The following is a 23,282-nucleotide window of genomic DNA, read 5'->3' as shown; positions in this document are numbered from 1 at the left end:
CGGGAACATTCCATCAGCAATTTGCTTAATACCCTCTGCAATTTTGCCGAGCACTCCGGTACTACGGCCGTGATATTCAGCAGCTTCTTTCCGTGATTTTTCCTGAGTGCCGTTCAGCTCATCAATCTGGGGGTCGCGCTGGTCGTCATGAATCCCGCGCCCCTCTCCAGCCTCGCTACCAAACAGCCAGCCTTTGACGGTTTTACCGACATTGCGCGGATCAAATCCCAGCTTGTCGTTCAACCACTCCGCCGTCTGGTTAGCGCTGTCCGTCACTTCTGGCATTGCAGACGGTTTATCACTCCCCTGATTCAGTAGCTGCTTGCCAACACTGGCCGCATCGGCCCAGCGACCGTCTTTAATGGCGTTCAGCAGGTCGGCGATCATATTCAGCATCCTGCTGAACTCGCCCATCTGGTCGATGAAGTTGCTGAAATCCCACTTCAGGGACCATGATTTGGGGTCAATGTTGAGCAGTTTCGCCAGCGCTTTCGCCAGATCGTTAACGGTCCCCTGCAGGTCATGAACCATTTTTAGCGCGGCGTCGACTTCCGGTTTCCACTTGCCCCAGTCAATCAGACTCTGGCCGCCTTCCTTCCAGGTTTTATAATCCTCCCACAGGAGGGCAATACCCGCCGCCAGCGCGGTAATAAGGCCGACAGGTGACATCCAGAACGTGCTGTTCAGAATGCGCAGCGCAATCGTCAGCGCGCCAAACAGCGAGATCAGTTCCCGCGTTTGCTTGTCGAGTGATTTCCACCAGGTAATAAGGTCTGATGTCCCCTCAATAAGCCTGAAGAACAGCCGCCCGATAATGTCCCCGAGCGCCAGAATGCCTTTTATGGCTTTCGTCAGGGTCTGCTCGATACGCGGGAAGTTATCCAGGATATGACGGCGCAGCGTGTCCAGCGAACCCGACAGGCCACCAGCAAGATTAGAGCCGATTTTGTCACGGGCCATGCCTGCCATCGCGCCGAACTCGCGCAGGGAGGTCATGAATTTGTTGGAGCTTCTGGCCGCCTCGTCAGCATTGAAGCCGATAGCCTTCGCCATCGCGCTGTACTGCCCGGAGAAACCACCGACACCCCGGCGCATCGCCATGAGGGTATTTTCGTCAATGCCCAGCATCTGCGCATACTGGTTAGCCCGGTAATACGGCATGCTGCTGAGCTTCTGGCCGACACCCGTAAAGATAGCGGCCATGTCGCGCATGTTACCGCTGGCGTCACGGGTCTGTACGCCCAGGCGATTCAGGAAGCCTTCCGCGCCGGGATTGTTACGAACAAACCGGGAGAGGCTTTCCAGAGAGGAGCGCGCCGCGTCCACGCTGCCGCCCACCTGCGAAACCGCATAGCCAATAGACTGAATCCCCTGAACCGTCGCGCCGGTGCGCTGTGACGCCCAGTAGAGGTTATCGAGCCCGGAGGCGATCTTAGCCGTAAAGGCCACTACGGTAAGCGCGGCACCTTCGACGGCCAGCCCCATTTTGATGGCGTTTGCGGTCGTGCCGGCGAGGACTGAATCGAACTTTTCCGCGCCTGCTTCGTCGATATCAAAACCGAGCGAGACGAGGAAATCTTTAATAGTCTCAGCGTTCATTATCCTCTCTCCATTTCTCTATACGGCGCTGGTTGTCAGCCTTAACGGCCAGGTGGTCATTCATCAGCGCGATATCGCACAGATCGACAGATCCATCCTTCAGCGCGTAATAAGGGATTAACCCAGCGTCAACCGGGTCAAGGAGATAAGACAGCCCGTCAGGCAGGCTGTTGAGGGTTAGCCCTGAGGCTGGTCCGCCGTCGCGCTGGTAGGGCTCACGGGCAAAAAATTTCCCAGCGAATCGGCGACCACCCGCGCCACCAGCTGCAGCATGGTTAGCAGGTCGATATCATCGAACATCAGCTGACCGCTGTTAAATACCGGCGTCCATCCGTCCATGTGCTTACGTGATACTACGGCCAGGCAAGGATGAATAATCGCGTTGGTGTCTTCTTCGGTCAGGGAAGACAGTTCCTCAGCGATACGCGGAAGCAGGGTTTCAAATACCGGTTTCAGCTGATCGAATTTCACGGTGTCGATTTTGCCATCAGCAGGCAGCAGGGAGCGAATGCTCCCGAAATCTGACATCATGCCCGCCAGCACCGGCAGCAGCTTACGGGTCACTTTCAGCTGGTCAAAAACGCTGAGTTTTGCCACGCGGTAATCGTGGCCTTTGATTGAGCATTCCATCTGTTAAAACTCTCCGAGTACCTGGTCGATTTTGCCGCAGTCAAACACCCAGGGCATCGTATTACCGGCCTTAGCGTTGGCGTTATCCGGCTGTTTCTGGAACGCCACGCTGCGCGCCGTGATGATGTCTCCGCTCACCTTGTTTCGGATCACAATGACGTTGTTCCCCCAGGTGCCTGAGGACTGACTCTGCGCGTTGTACGCCAACGACAGCTTTTTGTTTGTCGGTGAGGTTTTCAGCAGGTTGACGGTTACCGTGCCGCTTTTGTCCACGTGCAGGCTGTGCATCACTTCGCCGTCAGCACCGATGGTCATGGTGTTTTTGGGGCCGCCCATTGCAACGGTGATCCCCTCCTCTGAACTGGCGGAACCGTAGCCCAGATCAATCTCGCCAGTCGGGCCAGAGAGGGACGCCGAAACGTCCATAAAAGAATAAGTAGCCATTCATGTTCTCCTTAGCGAACGACGTTGATCTGAACATCAGCGAAATGAACCGCACCCGCCAGCTTACAGGCCACCTGAATAACCGGTGCCTTACGTGCTTCGCGGTCTGCCTGCGCCTGCTCGGAAATCGGCTGCGCGTAGACGTAATAGCCTTTTGTCAGCGTATCGCCGGAATCCAGCTGCCCGATCGGGCCGCCGTTCCATACACCGGCAGCCACCAGCCCGTTTGTGACAGACTGATCCATCGACTGTTCGACATTGGAAAGGAGGCGCGTAACGCCAGCATCGGTCTGTGGGACTTTGGTTGTGCTGGTGTAGAGCAGGTTATACAGGTTGGTCTGAACGTAGTTCTGCAGCCAGTCGAGCCCGTGGCGTTCATCGAAGAAATCACCGCTGGACATGACGCCCTGCTGCAGGATTGCCGTATCGTTCTGGTAGTACACAAACACGTTGCAGTTCTTGGCATCCAGCGCCGCCGCCTGATTGGTGGTCAGGGTTTCATACGTGATCCCCGGTTCCTGTTTGAACTTCAGGGTAATGGTGGTGTTGCTGCCGTTGAAATTCACGGTAAACGCGCGGCCAAACGCCGACAGCGCGGCGTACTTGCTGCTGGTGGAATACTGAACAAACGTGCGAGCGTATTTTGCAGCCTTCAGCTTGTAAGCCAGATCGGTTGTCGATGTCGCATCAACTGAGGCCGGGTCTGCAGTGGTAATCGCCAGAATGCGGCTGAGACTGGAAGCCTCGATCGCTGCGGCCACACTCAGCCAGTCGGCATCGTCGATATCTTCATCGTCAGCCACGGCCAGGCCATACCAGTTCGTGTAATTCAGTACGGCGTTCACGGCCTGCAGCAGCGTTTCCGTCGAACCGCTTTCAGCCGATGCCAGCGTTTTCGCCCAGCGGCCGACATATACCTGCTGAGGCTTCGGTGATTGCGAGAAATACACCGTAGCGGCTTCATATTCCGGGCTATCAACACCGAAATCTGTGCCGATATCTTCGGGGGATGAGTAAAGGCGAATACGCTCAGTAACCGGGATAACCGTAGAGCTCCCGAGAATGAGCAGCGAACCAAAGTTTCGACCAGTAGCCGCACGCGGCCCAATGATCACGTCGACATTGACGACGTTTGATACAGGTAATCCCTGCGGCATAATTTAGTCTCCGAAAAATGAGACGGGCGCATCTTGCAGCGTCCGGACGTTATAGGTACGAATGTTTTTGCGAGAAAGCGTAATGGTGAGGTCGTATCGCCTCACCCACTGGTTGTTAATGAGCTCTGGCAGGTTGTAGATAGTCCCGGCATCCACCAGCGAAAGCCCCGAGCGGTTCAGCTCGGCATTGTTCTGCTCGACGAATATCCCCGCGCGGAAAGTTGATGCAATGTTGGCCCCCAGAGGGCCGTAAAAGCAGCAAATCACCGTGACCTGCTCCCATGTCCATTGCTCGGACTGTTCTTCCGAAACCTGAACATCGGACTGACTTAACGGCTGGGGAACGGTAGTGATACCGAAGGCGCACCACGTCACCCCGTTGTTGGGGATCTGCGGCTGCGGGTCAGTCCATCGGGGGAAAACAAGCGCAGCCGGCAGGCCAGAAACACCACGAATCCACCGGCTGATTTCACGCTCCAGCGCCTCGTCGTATTGGGGGAGATCCCCGACAGGTGTCAGATAACCGCGCGCGGTGCTGTCGTTACTCAACTGGAGTCCCTCCGTTAAAGTCCACCAGCTCACAATGTGCCTGGACGAATCCGGCACCGTAACGGGTGTACGGGTCGACGAACGTCACGCGATAGTCGCGTCCGCTATAGGTCACGATATCTGCATCAAGTCGCGGGGAGCTGTCTGAACCGGGCTGGCCCTGGGTTAATCTGAACTGCGTCACGATGAGGATCGCGCCGCTTATGTTCTGGCCTGCTTCCATTCGTCTGGCTTCCAGAGAACGGTCAACCGTCACCACGCCAGAGAATGGAATATCCTGAGCGGTGTTTTTCGTGAAATTGTCCTCATCCACCGTCTGAACCTGCCGGTGACACACCAGACTGGTGTCCATGAAGTCGGGATCGAGAAGAACATCGCTCACATCGAGAAGAGGCATTATTTTTTCCTCACGACGTAGTTAATTGAGCGCAGCAGGTAACCGTGGGCATACAGCGGCTTGTCGCCGGGAATGCCTTCGGCGCGTCTGCGTTCGAGGGTTTTCTCAGAAAGCGGGTGCAACCGGTCGCCAGCACCGATAACAGCTTTTGCAGCATCACGGGCAATCTGTCCGGCGCTCTCCAGCTCACGCACTGCTGCTTCAGTCTGCCCCTCCAGCGCGGCGGTTGCCGCTGCCTTCAGGTGCGCAGTGGTTCGGGGTTTTGAATCCTCGATCCCCATATCCAGAAAAGGACGCGGGGGAAGCGTGACCGTTGTACCGTCGATTTCCACCGTTGCGCCCGTCGAGTGGAGGTAGCCCAGTTCCGCGTTATTAATCGGGGAGCCATCCTCACGCCCTGCCTTGTCCTCAGGTATTCCCACCAGCACATCCATTCCGGATAGCTGCCGGAGGGATTCCAGAACAGCCACGGCGTTATCAGCGCGAACCGTTAACCCGCTTTTCATAGCAACTGCCTGCCCCCAGCGCCGAACATCGACCACCACCAGTAGAACTCGCGCCCGTAGGCGGTGCTGTTCCAGAAACCGGCATCCGGATTGATTACCCCGGACACGTCATAGCTCACTGAAACCTTATCCACTGATTTAGAGGACACGACACCTGCTGCGCCATTGCTGTTCACACCACCAGCGGCAGCGGCGGCCAGCGTGCGGCCGCGCAGCTCCGTATAGTGAGCCGTGAATAGTTCGGCCAGGTAGACGAACTGATCGCCCTGTACGTCCTGATTCAGAAGCGAATCGGCCTGCCCCAGATAGAAATTCACTGAGGGGTCAGGGTAGCGGGTTGTATCGGCAAACTCGGGAAAGTCGGTGCGGAACTGCTCGTTAGTCGGAAGCCTGCTGTTTTTTGGCATTTTTCGCGTCCCCGCCGGTGTTATCGGTTTTGTCCGTGCTGTCGGCAGGTTTACCGCCTGCTGGTGCCTGAGCGGCTGCCAGCTGCGCTTTCAGGTCTGTGTTTTCATTCCCCAGCGCGGTGATGGTTTTTTCATGCTCAGCCAGCTGCGCTTTCAGGGTGTTATTTTCTTCTGCCAGGAGAACAAGGCTCGCGGAAAGGTCTTCATTGCTTTGCTCGTTCGCCAGGTCGGCTTCGTCAATCGGGCGCGCATAGGCTTTAAAGGCCCAGTGGTCCTTAACTTCTTTCGGGAAAGAGGAACTGTCGTGGATGCCCTGAGACAGCTCAAATTTAGAACCATCGGCAAAGCTGAGAGTCGCGCCACCGGAAACAACGTATTTCATGTTTTTGCTCCATAAAAAAAGCGGGTTTCCCCGCCTGTTTCAGGTTAAGACGCCGGAACGTCCAGGTAAGAGATCGTATTGGAATACGGGGTTTCCACCTGGCCCAGCTTGCCGTAGTAAGTGGTCAACTGCTGCAGCCCGCGATACTCCAGCGGCGTGTTCAGCAGAGGAACCATAGGGAAGCGAACGTATTTTTCGTCCTGGGTGTAAGCAACGATACGATGCGCGCCACCAGCGCCGCGCTTGGAGGCCCACTTCATGGAGACGATCTCCAGTGGTGTGCCGTTTTCCTGAAACGCGATGGTGTTAATCTTCACGTATTCCAGCACGGAGATATTCCCTGCAGAGGAAACCTTTTTGCTCGCCAGCAGGCCGAACAGCTCCGGCGCAAGGCCGATTTTTGTCGGGCAGACCGCATAACCAGAACGAACCCAGCCATCAGACAGCACCAGGTTGATATCCTGAACAATCACATCCGGATCAGTGGTTGCGGTCCACGCTGCAGCTGCAGCAACAGGAGTAACATCCGGCAGGTTCAGCAGGCCAGCAACGCCGAGCTCGTTATCACCGATATAAACCTGTTCGTCGGTGTCCATATTCCACTTCAGCTTCATGCCTTCGTATTTCTGGACATCAACCGGACGGCCCAGTTTCTGGGCAGAAGCCAGTTCCGGTACCGTCCAGCTGATTTCCTGCCCCCACAAGGTGAGGTTGTTACGGGTAGGCTGAATATCGAGTTCGATACCAGGAATGGCAGTAGCTTTTTTACCGATCCAGTTTTTACCGTTAGGGTTTGGACCACCAACGCCGACGAAATCGGTATTAGTGAAGGATGACACTTCATCAGCGATAGAAATATCGCTGCGCAGCGGCATGTCGCGTGACCATTTGTAGGACACTAAAGGCATGTTCAGCGTCTGATCCATGCGCTCCAGTTCGCCGACCAGAAACGCGCCGGTGGAGTCGATGGTCGCTCTGTCAATTGTAAACATTAATTATTCCCTCAGATGTTATAAGCGATTTCAATACGGCCGTCGGCTTCACCCGGCCCCATGACCTCTGCATTTGGCAGCTGAGGTGTATTTGATGCGGTAGAGTCCGGAGACAGCACAAAGGAGCCAACCGGGCTTTGAGTGGTGCCACCAGCCACGCGAACGTAAACCGGATCGCCTTTTTTCGCGGTCGCCGCGTTGCCTGCGGTAGCAGTTACGCAGATGTAACCGCGTTTCAGGTTGTCACCAACCTGATTAGCCGTCACACCAATGTAAGCAAGGTCCAGAGCAGAGGTAATCGGGAACGGTCGAACCAGAATCCCTTTCACTTTGCTGATAGTGTCGCCTGATTCCAGCGGAACGAATTTATCGTTCACGTATTTACCTGGCAGCCCGTAGGACGCGAACTGCTTCGTGTAGTCCAGGCTTACTGGCTCGATGGTGAGATCACGAGGACGGGTAACGCCCCCGGCAATGCCCAGGGGCATGCGCGTTAAATATGCAGTACCTGCCATGATGATTTACCTTATTTGTTTTTTGCCCAGAATTCGGCGTTGACCTTGTTCAGTTCTGCCGGGGAAAGGTGTTTAGTGCTGATTCCGCTGTCCGTGGTGCGGGTAATGTTGTTCAGCGGGGTCAGCTGATTTTTCGCTTTATGCAGCGCCACGGCGGCAGTAAACACCGCGTCGACCGTAGCCTTAGGCGCTTTGTAGAAATCATCCACGCCGAACGATTTCAGGCTGTCACCGGTGCGCATTGCATGACTCAGCACCTGACGCTTCAGGCTCTTATCGCCAGCAGGCTGGAAGCCAGGGCAGATAATTTCCGCATCGGCGATCAGGTTGCGCTTAAAGGCTACATCACCCGTCACTTTGCGGTTTTCTTCTTCATCTTCGTCGGTGGTCATGTTGCCCGGGTCCGGATCGGCGTCGGTGGTTTTACCCTCCAGCTTTTCCAGACGAGCCAGCAGCGCTTTCGCCCAGGCCGGAATTTCTTCATCGCCGGTGCCGGTTTTGTCTTTGTTCGGATCGTCTTCGTCCGTAGTGGTGCGATTTCCTTCAGGTATGGCGGTGGCCTGTGAAGGAATGTTGATAGTGATAGAGGAACCGGGGATTGAAGGCATGCCATCAGACGGCATATCCGGCGCTTCGTCGATGAGTTTTGCCAGCGCATCCTCATCTTTCGTCTTAATGGCCTGAGCCAGTTTTTTAAGCCATGACATTACAGGCTTCTCCTTTGTTGTTGATGGGATGGAATCCCCTATTGCACAGCGGCCACCAGCACGCCCCCGGTCGATGCCGACAGCGAGGTGGTTACCTGTGATTTGGTATTGCTTGCCCTTACCGGGTGCCAGCTGCTTGTACTGCGCGTCATAGCCACAGCTGACATCGGTCAGGCCAGAATTCACCGCGTCGATTGCTTCCTGCCGTTTAATCAGCACGTCAGCAATGAGCAGATCCGATTTATCACCGGTGCCGCGCCGGACGTTCTGAATGTGTCCGTGCGCCAGCTCCGCGAAGTTAGAAGGGTTAACGAAAACGATGTTGCCCTGACTGTCCTCTGGATGCCCCAGCGTGACGGCTACGCCCTCAAAGCTCGCCATCGTCTCCGGGGAAAACACCTCGTCTTCTGTTCGCCAGACTGCCACCGTGCCGGTTCCGTCCGGTTCGAGGTCGATTTCCTCAGGTAAATAGACCTGCGTTCCTGTACGTGCGATCGGCACGTCTTTACACAGCAGCGAGCCGTCAGCCTGCAGATAGCGCGTTTCGCCCAGGCGTGTAGTGAAGAAATATTTCATGGGTTACCTGCTCGATTACGGGCAACAAAAAGGCCGCCCGGAGGCAACCTTGTGAGATGGGAAAAATGTTCGAAATAACGGGCTATTTAACATAAGGGTTCTTACCCGCACCGACGAAAATGAACTCGATTAAAATGTCCCCTTAAAGCCGTAAAAGTAGCGATAAACTGGGCTGAAAATCGGCCTTTTCGAATACAACATTTTCATAACATTTCACGGGTATTGCAGTTCGCATGAAATGATTGCTCAAAGCCGTATTTTTCATTTTCTCGGTGCAGGAATCTGTACTTCAGGCCAGCATTTGCAGTTCGGCAAACATCCGGCGTGTCCGGTCATACCGTCCAGCGTCGGCGGGTTATCCCAGCGCACAAATTTATCTTTCATCTTGCGGTGAGAATCGCGCGTGCCGGCCCCTTCGATACGCCACCAGTAGCCCTCTGAGCCAACCGAAAGGGCTCTGGCCTGCGTTAGCGCGCCGGTAGCTCGTCCAATCTCTGTACGGGCAATCAGCTGCGCCCTGCTGGCGGCCACGTCACCGGAGGCCATGATCATCTCGTAGAGCTCGTCCGGACGTTCACCCGTGATAACCGCCTGCATTGCGCGCTGTTGTATGTCCATCACGCGATCAGCTGCTTCCAGCGGCAGGGACTTCATCAGCTGAATCTGACGGTAAACGATATCCTGCGCCACCTGCCCGACGGGGGTATTACCCACCACATCGCGCAGGCCAGCGCCGATTTCCTCTGATACCGATTTCCACTGATTCCATTCCTCCTGCTCTACCTGGGCAAACATCCTTCGCCCGACCTGCTCTGCCCAGTCGCTGATTACCTCGGAATAGTCCACCAGCGTTTTCGAAATGCTGTCAGCGCTGACCTGTGAACCATCGTAGGTACCATCGACGATCTGCCCTATCTGGTTTGCTATCGCCAACAGGCTTTTTCGATACTGGATCTCCGAACGGCGGCGGAGGGATGGTTTCAGGTTCATCCTCCTCCCACTGGGCCTTCGCATCTTCTATGTCCTCGTCAGTGATAGAACCACCGATGCCAATCACATCAGAAATGTTCCTGAGGTCGTTAAGCGCTGCTGCAGGTGGCATCCCAAGGTCACGAACGGCGGTACCGAGTGCAGTAACCACATTGTTCGCCATCGTTGCGCGGTCCACGTCTGACATCTCCCAGAGCTTGTTAAACTCAAAAGTAAAATCGTCAGGTAGTGGTTCACCGAACAGAGAACGCCAGGAGATATCAAGCAGCCAGCGGATATGTCGGCGTAAGCGTCTCTCCTGCAGCGAGTTAACCCGGCTGTAGTAGTTTTCCAGATCGCCGTCGCCGGTGTTGAAACCTGCAGGGGACTGCCCGAACAGTCGGACGAGAGGAATTCCCGTCGCGCCGGAAACCTGCTCAGCAAAGCGCAGAAGAACATCAGCGATACCAGCGAACGTGTAGCTGTGCGTTTCGAACTTGTCCGCAGCGTCCATGATGGTCATACCTTCGATGGTCTGAAACTGTCGGATCATGTCCATGTGCTTCATCAGTGCTTTTTCGAGGTCGCCGCCTGCAGCAAGTATTTTTCGAAGTTCAGCAATGCTGTATGTCCGCAGATGCGCTTTGTGGATCAGCTGTGTGGTGCCGACCGTCGCAGTATCAAACGCCTCGATACGCTCGAAAATACGCTCCACAACAGACATCCCCCAGCCGTTTTCCGTCTGGGCCTGCTGGAAAGGAAGCGTATCGCCCTCCATGCGGATAACGCGGCTATGGTGGATCTTCCAGGGGGGAATCCCCTGCTGGTTCGTGATTACCTTGTAATATTTCGGTTTCCCAAAATCGGGACCGTAATCGGTAACGAGATCGTAATAACTCGGGTTAACCATCCAGCGGTCAAGGCTCATCACGCCCTTAAACTGCCCCTCTTTGATGCGATCCAGTTTCAGCGGGGAGGACATATCCTGCCCTTCAAGCAGGACCACCAGCACCGCGCCACCATACAATCGGGACCATTTGAGGTTATCGTTAAGCCCATCCCATATAGCGAGCTCATCCCAGAAGGTTTCGAGCTTGCCCTTTTGTCCGGGTTTCAGCTTTGAGCTGATGTTAATCCCCTTGCGGGTCATATCATCGGCCATCGCGTCCACACCGGCACCAACGAGGAACGATGAACGATACGCAAACTCCAGCATCACCCTGTTACGGCTGATGTACCCGGGCATATACATTCCGCCCGTCTGTATGTTTCTGGTGTCGCTGCCAAGTTTGGCCGTGAAATTGTTGTACCCGTCAGCTGTCGCAACGGGCTTTTGTGCGCCGTTCTGGCGTTTCTTACGGGACATGTCACGCTCCGGCCAGTTTGGCCCAATTATCAAGAGAGGAATCCATCGGCGCGTAGTTAATCATTACGGCGTCGGCGAGGTTCGGCGATTTTGTACCTTCCGGCTGTTTATCCACGAGGATTTTACCGACGGCGTTTTTCGACCACGTAGGCTGTGAAAGCTCCATCAGCAGGCGGTCAATATTTTCTATCTCGCTGCTTATAGAAATGATTTCGTCGGGGTTGTAGTCCATCCCGTTCAGCGCGCGGAAGGTGTTCCGAAACAGCTTACGAAGATGCCACCAGCTCTGTGCTTTCGCGTTCGCGAAGAAGTCTTTATTCAGGCGCGCCGCTTTACCGTTATCACCAGGAACGGCTTCATCTTCCGGATCGAATACGCTACCGCTACCACGGAAAGGCGTAGCTGTGATTGTTCCCCGGCCTTCAGCCTGTCTGAGCTCGTTTATCACGCGAGCATCACCACGCGCACCAGCACCCAGACCGTCCTCATCGAAACGGAACTCATCCAGACCGTAATCGTCACAGTACCCAAACGATTTAACGACAGAGGCGTAGATGTCGCTGCCGATGCCAGACCATTCGTGAACGTTCTGCAGAAGGAAGCCATAGCGGCAAGAAAAGCCGTTTTTGTCTTTCCCTTCGTCTGCGATATCCATTGCGCCGAGGCGCTGGCCGCTGGGCTGAATCCCCAGTTTGATATGTGCGTCGACGGCGGCCTGCACCCATTCGGAAGGAATGAGAATCCCCTCTGTGGATGCGCTGTAGTTCAAGTCCAGTTCCTGAGCAACGATAATCGGATCATCTATTTTCAGACATTCGTTGCGGTACCACTCATCATCCTTGCGCGGGTCGCTGCGCCAGTGGAACGTAAACACCGGGATATTTCCGCTGTGGCGCTTACGGGCAAACGGGTTATTCATGCCGTTGACGGATGAGAGGTCTATACGGCAGCGGGTCGTCTGAGAGAGCGCAGCATCGATGAGTAATGGCCGTTTGAGGAATGCCGACTCATCCACGAAATAAAGTGTGGTACGGTCACCACGGCCAATGTTATCGCCAGCCTCTCCCTTAATGACCGCGCCCGTTTCCGGGAACTCCACGCGCATGTAAGGAGCATGTTTTTTGTCACTCCATGAACCGCGAAACTCTACCGGCAGCAGCTCGACAAACTTACGCGCTTTCCAGAACAGTGCTTTCGGGTCGCCGGTACTGTCGACATATTCCTCTTTACGGGAACCGAACCCTATCACCATTTCTTTGTTGAACAGGCAAAGCGAACAGGCCAGACCGATAGAGGTCCAGCTCAGCCCCATTTCGCGGCTTTTTTCTGTCAGTCCATGCTCAAGACTGGCGCGCCTGTCCATGATCCAGTTAATCCATTCCTCCTGGCGGGGGAACAGCAAAAACGGGATGGTGGCAGGCAGGCCATAATCGAGGTTACGCGGGTCCGTCGTCATGCCCCAGTCGATGATGAACTGGGCCGGGTTAGTGCGGTAAAACTCACGGAGTGCCGGAAGCATTTCAGGCGCTTTCCTGATCCGCTCCAGCCTCTCCATTCTCCACTCAAACACGGCGGTATAGTCCGGTTTGCGGAAGTCAAAGGGGAACGGCAACGGCATAATTTTGATCCGGTAGTGATTTTTATTTCTGCAATACTTCCATACTGATTTAGCCGTCGACCGACGGTTCAACAGGAAATATGAAATGGGATATTTTGAACTCAAGAAAAGCGGTAACACCTTGCTTAGCCAGAAATACTTCTTTGTTCTCAAAGCGGCTAATGGCGAAACTATCGCTCAGAGTGAAATGTACTCAAGCAAACAAGCTGCATTAAACGGGATTCAGTCAGTCAAGACCAACGCCCCAACGGCCCCAGTTCGCGATAACTCTGGTTTTTAAGCTCGTTTTTTCCTCAGGGGCTGGCAGGCCCCTTTTACAAGATAATTTCATCAAAAACGGCCCGATTTAACATAATGGTCGTTACCCGCACTGGCGCAACAGCTCCCATCACGCAAACGGCGTGAAGCCTGTGTTTTGAACAGAAAAGTGGTCAAATCGGGATGAATAAAACGTGCATAAAACGGGTCAAAAAGTGCATAGCGTTTTTACGGTTCGAAACGCCTGTTTTTGCAATTTTCAGCCCAGGTATTTTTTGTAGATATCTGCTGCTTCCTGCGGGGTCAGGTTCGCCGCGTCGGCTTTGGCTGCCTCGTCCATATTTTTGAACGATTCGAAAATCTTCGGTGCTCCCAGCTCCATAAGCAGGGTTGCCGGAACTTTTACCCCCTCAGCCTCAAGCAGCTGCGCCGCCTCCAGCGCGGAGTATTTCCCGGCCACCTTGTGTTTCATCACCTCGCGAAGCACATCACGCTGACGTTCTTCCTCGCTATAGACGCTGGTACCAAGACCGAGCACCTTTGAGAAAACAGCAATATCGTTGTGCGTGGGCAGCACATCTTCAATCGTGGTTTTCACACCATCCGGCGATGTGGTGACAACCTTCCGTTTACGAACGTCCAGACTCTTACCGGCGACGCGGTTTATTTTCTCTCTGAGAGCTTCGCGAGCCTCAGTGAAAGCGCGCTCAAACTCGATATTCTCTTTACGCCAGCGACGGATCGTCGTCTCGTCCACACCTAAGCGCTGAGCAACCATCCGATTGCTGATTTTGCTACGGGCTAATGCCATGTCCATAACGATACCGACGTAGGCTTTTCTGAAGCTTTTTTTAGGAGCCATACTTCCGCCTAAGTCAATGTGATTATTTTTTGTTCAAAATCCAATTTCTCCGATCCGGGTGCGGCGTATCACGCGGTAAATTCTGGCGTGCAGGCCGCGTCCTCTCTGGTGCCAAGTGCGGCATATCAGAGGGGGTAAAAATGCGGCATATCCTTTTTTTCGGGAAAACTGCGATTTGATGCCCGGAGGCCGCGCAGAATGGGGAGATAGTGGATCGCCCTAATATTTCCACTATGTGGATAACTCAGTCCAAATCCATCTCCACCACTTCACCGAACAGGTGACCGTAAACGTCCATTGTGGTTTTGATGTTCGAATGCCCAATAAGTCGGGAAACCTTCAGAATATCGACGCCTTTGTTTGCCAGGCGAGATACAGCAAAGTGGCGAAGATGATGGAATCGTTTAATGCCATAGTCGTTCAGGGTTCTGACGAGAACGCCCTGAGTGCCGTAGCTGGTAGCGAGGCATGCGCCGGTAAACTGGTTGCAGATAAGAGGCTCAGAGGTACCGAGTTTACTTTTATCCAGCAACGCGAAAAGCTCACGCGGCATCCTTACCCGGCGCTCCACACCTCTTTTCAGCCCCTCATGTATAACGCCGTCAACAACATGCCCCCGGATGTCGATCCAGTCGGCTGACACGTCGTTATAAGTAACCGCCAGAGCCTCACCGATGCGCAAGCCACAAATCCCGAGCCAGCACGCGATACGCTCACGAACTGGCGCGTTGTTCAGTAGCTCTCTGACCGATGATGATGGCGGTATGGTGATGGGTCGACGCTTCCGGCGCGCGGGACGGTCAACAGGGTTAAAAGTGATGAGCCGCTTTTCCACCAGCAGGAAGAAAGCCGAGCGAATCCAGCGATGGCAGCCGGTGCGTACCGAATCAACGATATCGCGATGGCTGATATGGAGAATATTTTTTTCCAGTATCGGCCCGTCTACAGCGAGTAGATCGTGACGGCATTTCGTATATGACGACAACCGAATGATATTTTTTTCCAGCTTGCCGGCCTGATACCCCAGATAAAACAGAATTAACTTTCGGAAAGTCCAGGAATGGTCTATTCCGGTCCAGCTGGCAGTTCGACAATCCAGCTCGATATTCTGTTTTTGCCAGAAAAGATGAGCGGCATCATCAATATTCTTAAAAATGCGGCGGCGTCCATGACCGGATTTTTCATCCTTCCAGTGGACGTAATATTTTGATTGTCCAATGGCATCAGTGGATTCTTTTATCGAAGCCATGCTGAACAATCCTCACTCAAAAAACATTATCAAAGCCACTCAGTGAATGGCTTTTGTAATGTCATGCTGGCAATAATCATTGCCTGTCCTTCTCGATCTGGCGTATTCCAGCCAGCTGATTATTCGCTTTTTCGATAGCGGCCAGCAGCGGCTTGATCCAGAGAACAGCCTGGCAATAGGTCAGCGCGCTGGCGGTAGTGGTGCTATCACCGGCTGCGTCAGCGTTCCCGGAATCGGTGAGCATTGCGCTGGCACGTAAACTGTTCGCGTAGCTGAGCAGCCCACCAGCGACATCAGCAGGAACAGGCAGATCGCAGGTCTTTTCACGGCGGAGGATCTCCCGGTATTGGATAACAGTTTTATCGGTACTGGCATCAATCAGTGAGTTAAGCCGGCTGGCGTTATCGGCCACCTGGTTAAACCGGTTGAAATTGAAAGCCTGAGCAGCGATAACCGTCCCCTGCAGGGTGTTGTCACTGCGCAGAACGTCGTTATCACTCTTCAGCGTAGCGACGTCAGATCGACTGTTTGCCAGCAGGATGCACAACACCGCAATAATAATCACCACGGCCACCAGCGCTATCGAACGCCATGCGGCTTTGATATCCGCAAAGGTGATCATTTCAGACCGTCCAAGCAGAGAGCCTCTTCTTTACCTGCGCGAGTAACCAGCCCAGGAAGAACCCGACCGCCACCGTAAACCCAGCGAGGGAATTGGTAGCACGCCGCCTTAAGGTCACCTTTTCGAAAAAGGGAGAACATTGTCGAGCTCCGCATATTGCCGCACCCGGCGCGGAACGTGACCGATACTACAGCGCTGAAAGTATCATCAGACAGATTTCTGCCATTGGCATACCGATTAACGCATGATTCAGCATCGAGGATATTTTTTTCCCATTCCGCCGCGATCTGCTGGTCGTTTTTAACTGTGCCGGGTTTAACGCCGTGGGTGTTTCCCATGCCATCGGTGAGCACACCAGCGGGGCAAACATAAGGATCACGACGACATGACTCCGCGTTACCGATGAGCTCAAGTCCGCGCTCATTGGTTCGAACATGCCCGTTACCGAGCACTATCGCGATGATCGCAGCAACTGAACAAACAATACCCGCAGCACCTGCCTTTTTATTTTGCATTTGCGTTTATCCTGTTAATGGCATCTGTAACAACCGTGACGCTTGCCGGACGATCCGCAGGAGGTAGCTTTCGGGCATCATCAAAATATTTTTCCAGCAACTGAGTGCGGCGCTGGTCCTCTTTATGGAGTTTTCTGGCGTCAAGCCGACCGGATATAAAAGAGGCCAGAGAAAGAAGTACGCCAATCAGACCGAAAAACATGAAAACCATGTCCTGGGTTGAAAATCCCAGAGCCGCTGATACAGCTGCCAGCCACGCGAAAAACTGGGTAATTACATTACCTGACTGGTCATTCATACGATGCATTCCACACCTCCGGGTCCGGGGTGCTGTGTGTTAAAAAAAGAAGTTAAATTTTGCGGAAAGCGTACGACGCGACGCCTTTACGCCCTAACTGGCATTCGATTGTGTTTTGCTCTGCGCAGGTGAAGCCCTGCTCTGCAAACCAGCGCCTGATACCTTCATCAGTGAAATACCAGATATGCTCGTTCTTTCTGAAATGATGGGAGCGGAGAATGTCTCCGGCATCAGTGAAAATCGGGATCGACAAAAACACATATTCGCTGGCCTGCTGTACCGCCAGTTCCGGCTCGTCAATGTGCTCCAGTACATCCCACATCGTAAGAGCTCGCCACTTGTTGGCGTAGAGGTCAGCGAATGCGCCCCGCTCGTTCAGCCAGGCGATACCAGCCGGATTAACGTCATACCCAAGCGTTCCCGGTCGGGTAGCGACGAACTGACCAGCACCGATACCAACGTCGAGAACAGGGCCGTGAAAATGGCGATCCACCAGTTCAATACGGGATTGCGTTAAGGCTCTGCCCGTTTCGGTGTCAGCCAGCTGCTGATACTTTGCGAAATACTGCTCGTCATACGGGCGTGATGCCGGAACGGGATAACGTCCGATCCCGAGCTCCGGTAAAAATACCAGCCCGCTTTCCAGTTCCTGATAAAACGACTTCATGGAGCCAGGCCTCGAATTTATCGGAGAAATTTGAAATCCGCTTGTCGCAGTGGTGATCCCATGCTTCACAGCGGCAGTAATTGTCGGGAATTGCCCAGCCAACCCGGGAGAGGTCCATCGCCGGATCGGTTACGATTTCCGGTGCATTGTGGCCGCCTCTCCCACCAGCGACGACGTACACTGGCGTTTTATAGGCAATAGCAGCAGGAAGCGCCCAGCCCACCGGCGTAACAACCACGGCGGCATGTTCAATAAGGCGCATCAGTGATTTGAAGTTGAGCTGGCCGGAGTGCATGCGCAGATCCGCTTCGGGAAGTTCACCGACTGACCACTCCTCCCCCTCCTGCAGGTCAGCCACACTGATTACGCAAAAATGCTTTCTCAGTAATCGGGATGCCTGCAGTAGGTAATCTGGATCAGGATTACGGGAATCACTGCGCCATTCACTGCGAACAGTTGCCGGACGAATTACCGCGATCGGCTTTTCAGACGTAAATTCAGCGGGTCCGTAAGAGGGCAAATCAAGTTCAGACGGCTCGGTGCCAAACTGCTGGCGCATCGCGTCAAATATTGAACCGCGCCGAAGATGATCCGGACCGTAGAAAATCCGTTTTGTCTGGCGCATATCTGGCGGCAGGTGAAAAGCGGCCTGCGTCCGGTACTCGTTTTTTCGCTGCGTGCGGAGCGTTGTAAAACTGCGAACGGGCAGAACGGGCAAATCTTCATACAGTTCGGGCCAGGCTGTCCGGATATAAGTACCAGCGGGCAACTGCTTAACGAAAGCACGCTGGTAGATGTTGTCACCCATGCCCAGCATGCCTTCAATGAATAGAGGGACGTTTAACATGCTACCTCGCGTAAAGCCTCATTGAGGCCGAGACGCCGGAAGCACTTAAGCGCTGTCTGGCGGCTACTGTTGATAATATTCACCTTACCGGTCAGCGCTCTGGCGGTATTGGCAAACTCCCCGCGCCATCGCGTAACACTCTCAGCTGTAGGGTTATCCAGTCCGAAGTGATCACCATGCCAGTGACTACCGCCATTAATGGAGCAGTCAAACCCTAACAGGATGATGTTTTTCGCCCCCTGGCTGGCAGCAAACAGAATTGAGCGCTGCCCGGAGTTGAAGGCCCACCGGGTGTCTGTATCAAACAGATTTAGCCCATAGCGTTTATGAGCCCGGTAATTACAGGTCCAGCGAGAGACGGAGGACGGCAGAACATCGATGTTTGCATCCCACCAGCGCAGATCACCCGCGTAAATGTATTCACAATCAGGCACGGCTCGCCAGGTGGAGTTAACAGCAATAACCGGCAGCCCCGATCCGGAGATCAGTTCGCAATCTGATTTATTGAGAGACGGGCCGGATGCACAAATGATGAATGTATTCATTCGTGTTGACCTGGTTCGGGAGTAATTGGTTACGGTTGCCGATGCTTATCTTCGGCTTGTCTCTGAGGACTGCAATTAACCGTAACGGGGAGAGCACTGAGCCTACTGTGACGGGTTATCATCACTCTTTCCCCCGAAGGGTGGCCCTCGACGCAGAACGCCCATAAGCCCAATGCTCTTCCCTGTTACGGCCATAAAAAAACCCGCTCGGAGGCGGGTTTGATTTCGTGTAGGCGCAATAACCTACGATTTGAAGCATACATGACAAGTTCGGACAAAATCAAGCTTAACGTGGCTAATTTGCTAAATTTTGTTCACATCATCACGAAAGCTCGTTGCGTCCTGAAACGCGGAGTCTGCTTTTTGTTCTTCTCTGTAGCAGACGTCGACAAGTCCCTCCAGAAACGGTTTCCAGTTACGTGTCCACGTTCTGACGTGCAAATCCGGGACTCGCTTCAGTATCGCTTTATAGGCTGCAGTAGACGGCACCCCAGAAAATCCATTTCCGCTGCAGCGCTCGCAGGTTTTAAACACCGGCGCGCCGCGCTCGCTTGTGGCTTTGCGGTCGAGTACCTCACCTTTACCGCCGCAACGGCATCGGGCCAGCAGCTCACCTTTACCGTTACATGCCGCGCATTTACGCTTGACCAGTTCGTGCTTGATTTTCGGTGGTACGATTTCCATTCCGTCAGAGTTGAAGACTCCAGGATGTTTGATCACATCCTCATACTGAGAGGTTAATCCGCTGCCGCTGCAGCTGTGACACGTCACGCTGGTTTCCGCTGAACGGGAGTATTCAGCAAAGGCGAATTGTGCCAGCGTCAGCATACACCAGCCAAATTCGCCTGCTGCTGCTTTACGTACATTCCTGGGCGCTGATTCCATTGCATGACGCGCCAGAGCCTGTACTGCCAGCTGCTCATCGCTTTTGCTGATCCCGGTCTTACCAAAGAAGGCAGCCAGACCAAACCGCGCTCGGCTGCTGGTGGTACCAATGGCCGCCATAACATCAGTGCCGGTGATACGCTCCGGAGAGGTTCCTTTCACGTCGTCGCTGATGTGCATTCCCTGAGGGCTAAAGTGTTTTAGTGATGCCTCCAGTTTCATTCTTCACACTCCCCTACCAGGTTAAGAATCACCGCTGCGCCGTGGTTCTCCATGTATTGCCCCTTTTCACTTTCAAGGAACCAGCGACATACCTCGATAGCTTCAGCTCGCGTCACGGGTTTGATGGTTTCCAGCAATTTTTCAAGGTAGCGCTCGCGGCCATATACGGATTCGTGATGCTCGGAGTAACCAAATTCATAGCCCTGTTCTTTAGTTGCAGTGTGACGAACGCTGTAGAGCCAGTCCCAGTAAACAAACTCACGAACAACGTCAGAAAGCGTATTGGGCTCTGGCAGTACATCACGATAGCCTTCAACAAATGCCCGGCGCTGTTCATCAATTTCGTTCATACGGCTGCCGTTAATGCTGCCAGCTTTCTTCTCGGCCGGAGTCCATCCCCAAAAGTGATCGTCGATAAATTTCGGGGAAGACTTGATTACTCGCTCGGCCTCCACATCTTCGAGAGCTGCCTCATAGCTGCCGAACGTGGCCCTGACTGATGCTGCTTTTTTAATGTCCTCCCGGGCGTTCCTGATTGCCCGTGCCGGGTTATCCATACCGATGGTACCGAAAGCGACCTGGAAAGGATCGCCACCATTCGCCAGCAAATAACGCGCGTAACGTTCCTCGGCCTCTTTTGGGGAGATTTCAATTTTCTCCAGTGCGGCTTCGGCTGCGTCCAGATGTGCGGGTTCGTTCAGACGGATCACCTCCAGCACCCAAAGATAAGCGTCAGTTTGCTTATGCCCGGTGATTCTCCGTTGCTCGGGCAGAGGCTTGATGTTTGCGAGGGCGGAGCTGTGCGCTGCCGTCGGGATGGTGAATAGTGCTTTATGTTCGTTGTTATCAGTACGCATTACGCAGCCGCCTTTTTCTTGAAGAAAACCACCTCACGAACCTGATCGCCGTTCATGAGCATGTCGTTAAAATCCCCGTTATCCGGGTAGTAGATGCTGATTTTTTCCAGGTCATTTTTTGCCAGTAAGTTGGCATGGGCGCATTCCGTGGCCGCAGCCAATCCGGTGGCGCTGTTTACGTCTCGATCTGCGAAAATAATCAAATTTTTCACACCTGCAGGAACACGGAATTTCTTCATGAATCCGCTGGTCATGGTGGCCCAGGTGTTAACGTTGTACAGCTGCTTGCAGGAAAGAGCCGTTTCGATACCCTCGGCAATTCCGAGGGTCGTCGCTACCGGGAACATGCGAATAGCGACGGAACGGGCATGATCCAGATAGCTTTCGTCCTGAAGAGATTTCTGGCGCTTCGCTCCGGCAGAATCCCTTAGTTGGGCTTTCTGATTGCCGTCCAGTAAAGTTCTGTGCAAATAGCAAAGCTCGCCTTTGTCGTCAGTTGCGAGTGAATACAGACACTGGTAAACCTTACCGCCGTAGCGTTGTTTATCATTGAACTTCACCGCCTCTTGTGGGAGCTGATAAATTCCCCTGGCCTGCAGATAATCCGCCCCGGTAGTTCCTTTCAGGTTGACCAGTTTCGTAAATTTGGACAGAACCCGATCTCGGGCGCTTACTGCATCTGAAGTGCGCGGGAAGGCTTCGCGGGTAAAGTTATTACCAATCAGCTGGTCTATTTCCCTGCAAATTTCATTGAATGGCTTCCCTTGTGTCAGAGTGACAAGCTTCATTCCGTCACCGCTGCCGCAGGTACAGATCCATGTTCCCCGGCCGTCCCGGTCATCAATACGCAGCTTTCCCCGCGCACCACATACCGGACACTCGCCTTTAAAGTGATTTCTGGCATTAATGGGAGGTAACCCGAAGTGCTCAAAAATCATTGCCCATTGACCTTTTGCCGCTTCTGCCGTCTTCATGCTCGTTTTCCTAACTGCTGTTTGATATCGCTAATCGCTTTCTGTGCTTGCTGTACTGAGGATGGTGCTGCCGTGCCTGATGCCTCCTGCAGGCGCTTGGCCTTCTCCTGCCCTTTCGCATACGCAATCAATTTGTGCCGGATGAAATTAGAGACGGTCGGAGTGATCTCCATCGGGAAATCGCTCAACCCGTTAGGCCACTCGTCAAACCGTTCGCGAAAGGTATTTGCGCACCAGCCATCGCTGACGGGCTTTTTCCCCTGCGATACGCGCTGGCGTTGATAGAATTTGATCTGACTCCACCAGGCCTGTTTCTCTGCCTTAGTGGGCTGATGCTGGTTTTTACCCAGCTTTTTGAGTTTGCGGCCGGTGTCGGTATCGACGTCCTCACCGCCCAGCGGCTTATGCCCACATTTCGGGCATACATAGACGCCAGCTGGCTTCATGTAATGGCATTGAGAGCATTCATGTGGCAGTTTTTCGGCCCGTTCCTCAGCTGCGCGGCGCGCGCTTTCCTCCATGCCGTCAGACTTACCGGGAAGATCGTCGTACTCGATTGAGTCCGGGTAACCCAAACGGTGCACGGTACCGCTATGATCGAAGATGAGGCAGGACTCTTTACCCGGTGCGGTGCGCAGGCCACGCCCGAGCGCCTGCAGCCAGCGAATTTCGCTTTTTGTTGGCCTGGCGTAGATGATGCAACGAACGTCACTATCGAAGCCGGCCACCAGAACGCCCACACTAACGATGATTTTCGTTGCACCGGTTTCAAAGCGGTGAATGATGGTCTGGCGTTCATCCACTGGAGTGTCGGCGGTCATAACCTCAGCGTTAACACCCGCCAAGTTAAACTGGATTGTCAGGTAATTGGCGTGGGCTACGTTGACACAGAAAGCGATGGTAGGCAGATCCCGGCCATTCTCCAGCCAGTTCTGTACGATGTCGCCCACCAGCGTAGAGCCGCACATGATTTCAGCCAGCTGCGTTTCGTTGTAATCGCTCCCGTACTCAAGCGATGCTTTGGTTTTAACTCCTTTCAGATCCGGCTTAGTTGGCGCGTAAAATTCGTATTTACTCAGATCGCCACGCTGGATTAACTCGCCGATGGTGGTCGGTTTAATCAGTCGGTCATAGTATTTGCCCAGGAACGGGGAAAACGGAGTACCCGACAGGCCAATCACCTTTACGCCTTTGCCGCGCAGACGTTCGATATCCTTCAGGATGCGCTTTTTACGCAGGTGTGCTTCGTCGATAATCAGCAGATCAATATTTTCAGGAAAAACACGACGAATAAGCGTGTCGGCGCTGGCAATCTGAATTTTCCGGTCCGGATCGTAGTTCGGGTGATCCGCCCAGATATAACCGATTTCATCCCCCGGTAATCCATACTCCACGAACCGATTAGCCGTCTGACCGATCAGGATGGTGTACGGTGCACAGAACAGGACGCGCATACCACGGCTGACAAACCCGGCAACGATGAAGGCGGCCAAACCCGTTTTACCGCTACCGGTTGGCGAATACACCATGAAGGTGTCGTTTGCCTTCCAATCACGGCGCAACATGTTTAGCGCTCGTTCCTGTGCAAAATTCGGCGTGATCGTCAGCTCCATTGTGCTGCTCCCGTGCTGATGAGATAATAATTTCGTGATGCGGTTTTCATGGAT

28 protein-coding genes and 1 pseudogene are annotated in these 23,282 nt (G+C 53.9%); 1 reads left to right on the top strand and 28 read right to left on the bottom strand.

Annotated elements, in window-relative coordinates; all coding sequences use genetic code 11:
- Window positions 1–60: 60 nt before the first annotated feature.
- From VSR74_RS13655 to VSR74_RS13580, 16 genes and pseudogenes are all read right to left on the bottom strand, one after another.
- A pseudogene (locus VSR74_RS13655) lies at window positions 61–1,599 on the bottom strand (lytic transglycosylase); the annotation flags it as partial.
- Window positions 1,589–1,753, bottom strand: a complete 165-nt coding sequence (locus VSR74_RS13650) for a DUF6889 family protein (RefSeq protein ID WP_023229521.1) — start codon at window positions 1,751–1,753, stop codon at window positions 1,589–1,591. The pseudogene VSR74_RS13655 and the gene VSR74_RS13650, both read right to left, overlap by 11 nt.
- 23 nt (window positions 1,754–1,776) lie before the next feature.
- Window positions 1,777–2,229: a phage tail assembly chaperone gene (locus VSR74_RS13645; RefSeq protein ID WP_045269847.1), complete on the bottom strand. Its 453-nt coding sequence runs from the start codon at window positions 2,227–2,229 to the stop codon at window positions 1,777–1,779.
- Between the two features lie 3 nt (window positions 2,230–2,232).
- On the bottom strand, window positions 2,233–2,673 hold the full coding sequence (locus VSR74_RS13640; RefSeq protein ID WP_072794459.1) for a DUF3277 family protein: 441 nt from the start codon (window positions 2,671–2,673) through the stop codon (window positions 2,233–2,235).
- A gap of 11 nt (window positions 2,674–2,684) precedes the next feature.
- Window positions 2,685–3,830: a DUF3383 family protein gene (locus tag VSR74_RS13635; RefSeq protein WP_047345212.1), complete on the bottom strand. Its 1,146-nt coding sequence runs from the start codon at window positions 3,828–3,830 to the stop codon at window positions 2,685–2,687.
- 3 nt (window positions 3,831–3,833) lie between these two features.
- A complete protein-coding gene (locus VSR74_RS13630; protein ID WP_032666023.1) occupies window positions 3,834–4,379 on the bottom strand; it encodes a phage neck terminator protein in 546 nt (181 codons plus the stop codon).
- Complete coding sequence (locus tag VSR74_RS13625; protein ID WP_032666025.1) at window positions 4,372–4,776, bottom strand: hypothetical protein; 405 nt, start codon at window positions 4,774–4,776, stop codon at window positions 4,372–4,374. The genes VSR74_RS13630 and VSR74_RS13625 overlap by 8 nt, the downstream gene beginning before the upstream one ends.
- Window positions 4,776–5,282, bottom strand: coding sequence for a hypothetical protein (locus VSR74_RS13620; RefSeq protein WP_023150226.1), 507 nt, complete (start codon window positions 5,280–5,282; stop codon window positions 4,776–4,778). Before VSR74_RS13620 ends, VSR74_RS13625 begins: the two co-directional genes overlap by 1 nt.
- Window positions 5,279–5,689 carry a DUF4054 domain-containing protein gene (locus tag VSR74_RS13615; protein WP_059387058.1) on the bottom strand — a complete coding sequence of 137 codons (411 nt, stop codon included), beginning with the start codon at window positions 5,687–5,689 and terminating at the stop codon, window positions 5,279–5,281. Before VSR74_RS13615 ends, VSR74_RS13620 begins: the two co-directional genes overlap by 4 nt.
- Entirely contained in the window at window positions 5,661–6,071 is a 411-nt protein-coding gene (locus tag VSR74_RS13610; RefSeq protein WP_023150224.1) for an STY1053 family phage-associated protein, read from the bottom strand. The genes VSR74_RS13615 and VSR74_RS13610 overlap by 29 nt, the downstream gene beginning before the upstream one ends.
- A 44-nt stretch (window positions 6,072–6,115) precedes the next feature.
- Complete coding sequence (locus VSR74_RS13605; RefSeq protein WP_347795201.1) at window positions 6,116–7,063, bottom strand: DUF2184 domain-containing protein; 948 nt, start codon at window positions 7,061–7,063, stop codon at window positions 6,116–6,118.
- Between the two features lie 11 nt (window positions 7,064–7,074).
- Window positions 7,075–7,578, bottom strand: coding sequence for a structural cement protein Gp24 (locus VSR74_RS13600; RefSeq protein ID WP_047345209.1), 504 nt, complete (start codon window positions 7,576–7,578; stop codon window positions 7,075–7,077).
- A gap of 11 nt (window positions 7,579–7,589) precedes the next feature.
- Entirely contained in the window at window positions 7,590–8,861 is a 1,272-nt protein-coding gene (locus tag VSR74_RS13595) for a DUF2213 domain-containing protein (RefSeq protein WP_347795200.1), read from the bottom strand.
- A 261-nt stretch (window positions 8,862–9,122) separates the two neighbouring features.
- Window positions 9,123–9,656 (bottom strand): phage head morphogenesis protein, encoded by a 534-nt coding sequence (locus VSR74_RS13590; protein ID WP_032629703.1) that lies wholly within the window; start codon window positions 9,654–9,656, stop codon window positions 9,123–9,125.
- 70 nt (window positions 9,657–9,726) lie between these two features.
- Window positions 9,727–11,196, bottom strand: a complete 1,470-nt coding sequence (locus tag VSR74_RS13585; RefSeq protein ID WP_172751141.1) for a DUF1073 domain-containing protein — start codon at window positions 11,194–11,196, stop codon at window positions 9,727–9,729.
- Window position 11,197: 1 nt separating this feature from the next.
- Window positions 11,198–12,814 carry a TerL protein gene (locus tag VSR74_RS13580; RefSeq protein WP_246966010.1) on the bottom strand — a complete coding sequence of 539 codons (1,617 nt, stop codon included), beginning with the start codon at window positions 12,812–12,814 and terminating at the stop codon, window positions 11,198–11,200.
- A gap of 85 nt (window positions 12,815–12,899) precedes the next feature.
- Here VSR74_RS13580 and VSR74_RS13575 point away from each other — a divergent pair, with 85 nt between their 5' ends.
- On the top strand, window positions 12,900–13,094 hold the full coding sequence (locus tag VSR74_RS13575; RefSeq protein WP_045269837.1) for a YegP family protein: 195 nt from the start codon (window positions 12,900–12,902) through the stop codon (window positions 13,092–13,094).
- Window positions 13,095–13,331: 237 nt separating this feature from the next.
- Here VSR74_RS13575 and VSR74_RS13570 read toward each other — a convergent pair whose 3' ends face one another.
- The 12 genes from VSR74_RS13570 to VSR74_RS13515 form a co-directional block, all read right to left on the bottom strand.
- On the bottom strand, window positions 13,332–13,934 hold the full coding sequence (locus tag VSR74_RS13570; RefSeq protein WP_219247224.1) for a hypothetical protein: 603 nt from the start codon (window positions 13,932–13,934) through the stop codon (window positions 13,332–13,334).
- A gap of 244 nt (window positions 13,935–14,178) precedes the next feature.
- Window positions 14,179–15,183 carry a tyrosine-type recombinase/integrase gene (locus tag VSR74_RS13565; RefSeq protein ID WP_135942603.1) on the bottom strand — a complete coding sequence of 335 codons (1,005 nt, stop codon included), beginning with the start codon at window positions 15,181–15,183 and terminating at the stop codon, window positions 14,179–14,181.
- Window positions 15,184–15,259: 76 nt separating this feature from the next.
- Window positions 15,260–15,805, bottom strand: coding sequence for a hypothetical protein (locus VSR74_RS13560; RefSeq protein WP_047343653.1), 546 nt, complete (start codon window positions 15,803–15,805; stop codon window positions 15,260–15,262).
- Window positions 15,802–16,320 (bottom strand): lysozyme, encoded by a 519-nt coding sequence (locus tag VSR74_RS13555; protein WP_047343654.1) that lies wholly within the window; start codon window positions 16,318–16,320, stop codon window positions 15,802–15,804. The genes VSR74_RS13560 and VSR74_RS13555 overlap by 4 nt, the downstream gene beginning before the upstream one ends.
- Window positions 16,310–16,627: a hypothetical protein gene (locus VSR74_RS13550; protein ID WP_347795199.1), complete on the bottom strand. Its 318-nt coding sequence runs from the start codon at window positions 16,625–16,627 to the stop codon at window positions 16,310–16,312. The genes VSR74_RS13555 and VSR74_RS13550 overlap by 11 nt, the downstream gene beginning before the upstream one ends.
- A 43-nt stretch (window positions 16,628–16,670) precedes the next feature.
- Window positions 16,671–17,285, bottom strand: coding sequence for a methyltransferase domain-containing protein (locus VSR74_RS13545; protein ID WP_347795198.1), 615 nt, complete (start codon window positions 17,283–17,285; stop codon window positions 16,671–16,673).
- Complete coding sequence (locus tag VSR74_RS13540) at window positions 17,191–18,132, bottom strand: hypothetical protein (protein WP_153681770.1); 942 nt, start codon at window positions 18,130–18,132, stop codon at window positions 17,191–17,193. Before VSR74_RS13540 ends, VSR74_RS13545 begins: the two co-directional genes overlap by 95 nt.
- Window positions 18,126–18,677 (bottom strand): motility associated factor glycosyltransferase family protein, encoded by a 552-nt coding sequence (locus VSR74_RS13535; protein WP_347795197.1) that lies wholly within the window; start codon window positions 18,675–18,677, stop codon window positions 18,126–18,128. Before VSR74_RS13535 ends, VSR74_RS13540 begins: the two co-directional genes overlap by 7 nt.
- Window positions 18,678–18,980: 303 nt before the next feature.
- The gene (locus VSR74_RS13530) at window positions 18,981–19,784 is read right to left on the bottom strand and encodes an antitermination protein Q (protein ID WP_191185421.1); all 804 of its coding nucleotides are present in this window, start codon (window positions 19,782–19,784) and stop codon (window positions 18,981–18,983) included.
- Window positions 19,781–20,641: a helix-turn-helix domain-containing protein gene (locus tag VSR74_RS13525; RefSeq protein ID WP_347795196.1), complete on the bottom strand. Its 861-nt coding sequence runs from the start codon at window positions 20,639–20,641 to the stop codon at window positions 19,781–19,783. The genes VSR74_RS13530 and VSR74_RS13525 overlap by 4 nt, the downstream gene beginning before the upstream one ends.
- A complete protein-coding gene (locus VSR74_RS13520) occupies window positions 20,641–21,615 on the bottom strand; it encodes a toprim domain-containing protein (RefSeq protein WP_347795195.1) in 975 nt (324 codons plus the stop codon). Before VSR74_RS13520 ends, VSR74_RS13525 begins: the two co-directional genes overlap by 1 nt.
- Window positions 21,612–23,228 carry a DEAD/DEAH box helicase gene (locus VSR74_RS13515; RefSeq protein WP_063132038.1) on the bottom strand — a complete coding sequence of 539 codons (1,617 nt, stop codon included), beginning with the start codon at window positions 23,226–23,228 and terminating at the stop codon, window positions 21,612–21,614. The genes VSR74_RS13520 and VSR74_RS13515 overlap by 4 nt, the downstream gene beginning before the upstream one ends.
- Window positions 23,229–23,282: the final 54 nt, after the last annotated feature.

This window comes from Pseudocitrobacter cyperus, from assembly GCF_039889165.1.
Taxonomy (GTDB): domain Bacteria; phylum Pseudomonadota; class Gammaproteobacteria; order Enterobacterales; family Enterobacteriaceae; genus Pseudocitrobacter; species Pseudocitrobacter cyperus.
This window is presented reverse-complemented; position numbering and strand designations above follow the sequence as displayed.

Coding starts and splice junctions, on each gene's coding strand:
- VSR74_RS13615 (WP_059387058.1), bottom strand. CDS start 5,689: ATGCCAAAAAACAGCAGGCTTCCGACTAACGAGCAGTTCCGCACCGAC.
- VSR74_RS13610 (WP_023150224.1), bottom strand. CDS start 6,071: ATGAAATACGTTGTTTCCGGTGGCGCGACTCTCAGCTTTGCCGATGGT.
- VSR74_RS13520 (WP_347795195.1), bottom strand. CDS start 21,615: ATGAAGACGGCAGAAGCGGCAAAAGGTCAATGGGCAATGATTTTTGAG.
- VSR74_RS13580 (WP_246966010.1), bottom strand. CDS start 12,814: ATGCCGTTGCCGTTCCCCTTTGACTTCCGCAAACCGGACTATACCGCC.
- VSR74_RS13635 (WP_047345212.1), bottom strand. CDS start 3,830: ATGCCGCAGGGATTACCTGTATCAAACGTCGTCAATGTCGACGTGATC.
- VSR74_RS13570 (WP_219247224.1), bottom strand. CDS start 13,934: ATGGCTCCTAAAAAAAGCTTCAGAAAAGCCTACGTCGGTATCGTTATG.
- VSR74_RS13600 (WP_047345209.1), bottom strand. CDS start 7,578: ATGGCAGGTACTGCATATTTAACGCGCATGCCCCTGGGCATTGCCGGG.
- VSR74_RS13535 (WP_347795197.1), bottom strand. CDS start 18,677: ATGAATACATTCATCATTTGTGCATCCGGCCCGTCTCTCAATAAATCA.
- VSR74_RS13575 (WP_045269837.1), top strand. CDS start 12,900: ATGGGATATTTTGAACTCAAGAAAAGCGGTAACACCTTGCTTAGCCAG.
- VSR74_RS13625 (WP_032666025.1), bottom strand. CDS start 4,776: ATGCCTCTTCTCGATGTGAGCGATGTTCTTCTCGATCCCGACTTCATG.
- VSR74_RS13590 (WP_032629703.1), bottom strand. CDS start 9,656: ATGTTTGCCCAGGTAGAGCAGGAGGAATGGAATCAGTGGAAATCGGTA.
- VSR74_RS13620 (WP_023150226.1), bottom strand. CDS start 5,282: ATGAAAAGCGGGTTAACGGTTCGCGCTGATAACGCCGTGGCTGTTCTG.
- VSR74_RS13640 (WP_072794459.1), bottom strand. CDS start 2,673: ATGGCTACTTATTCTTTTATGGACGTTTCGGCGTCCCTCTCTGGCCCG.
- VSR74_RS13645 (WP_045269847.1), bottom strand. CDS start 2,229: ATGGAATGCTCAATCAAAGGCCACGATTACCGCGTGGCAAAACTCAGC.
- VSR74_RS13565 (WP_135942603.1), bottom strand. CDS start 15,183: ATGGCTTCGATAAAAGAATCCACTGATGCCATTGGACAATCAAAATAT.
- VSR74_RS13530 (WP_191185421.1), bottom strand. CDS start 19,784: ATGAAACTGGAGGCATCACTAAAACACTTTAGCCCTCAGGGAATGCAC.
- VSR74_RS13585 (WP_172751141.1), bottom strand. CDS start 11,196: ATGTCCCGTAAGAAACGCCAGAACGGCGCACAAAAGCCCGTTGCGACA.
- VSR74_RS13525 (WP_347795196.1), bottom strand. CDS start 20,641: ATGCGTACTGATAACAACGAACATAAAGCACTATTCACCATCCCGACG.
- VSR74_RS13545 (WP_347795198.1), bottom strand. CDS start 17,285: ATGAAGTCGTTTTATCAGGAACTGGAAAGCGGGCTGGTATTTTTACCG.
- VSR74_RS13560 (WP_047343653.1), bottom strand. CDS start 15,805: ATGATCACCTTTGCGGATATCAAAGCCGCATGGCGTTCGATAGCGCTG.
- VSR74_RS13550 (WP_347795199.1), bottom strand. CDS start 16,627: ATGCATCGTATGAATGACCAGTCAGGTAATGTAATTACCCAGTTTTTC.
- VSR74_RS13515 (WP_063132038.1), bottom strand. CDS start 23,228: ATGGAGCTGACGATCACGCCGAATTTTGCACAGGAACGAGCGCTAAAC.
- VSR74_RS13605 (WP_347795201.1), bottom strand. CDS start 7,063: ATGTTTACAATTGACAGAGCGACCATCGACTCCACCGGCGCGTTTCTG.
- VSR74_RS13540 (WP_153681770.1), bottom strand. CDS start 18,132: ATGTTAAACGTCCCTCTATTCATTGAAGGCATGCTGGGCATGGGTGAC.
- VSR74_RS13555 (WP_047343654.1), bottom strand. CDS start 16,320: ATGCAAAATAAAAAGGCAGGTGCTGCGGGTATTGTTTGTTCAGTTGCT.
- VSR74_RS13595 (WP_347795200.1), bottom strand. CDS start 8,861: ATGAAATATTTCTTCACTACACGCCTGGGCGAAACGCGCTATCTGCAG.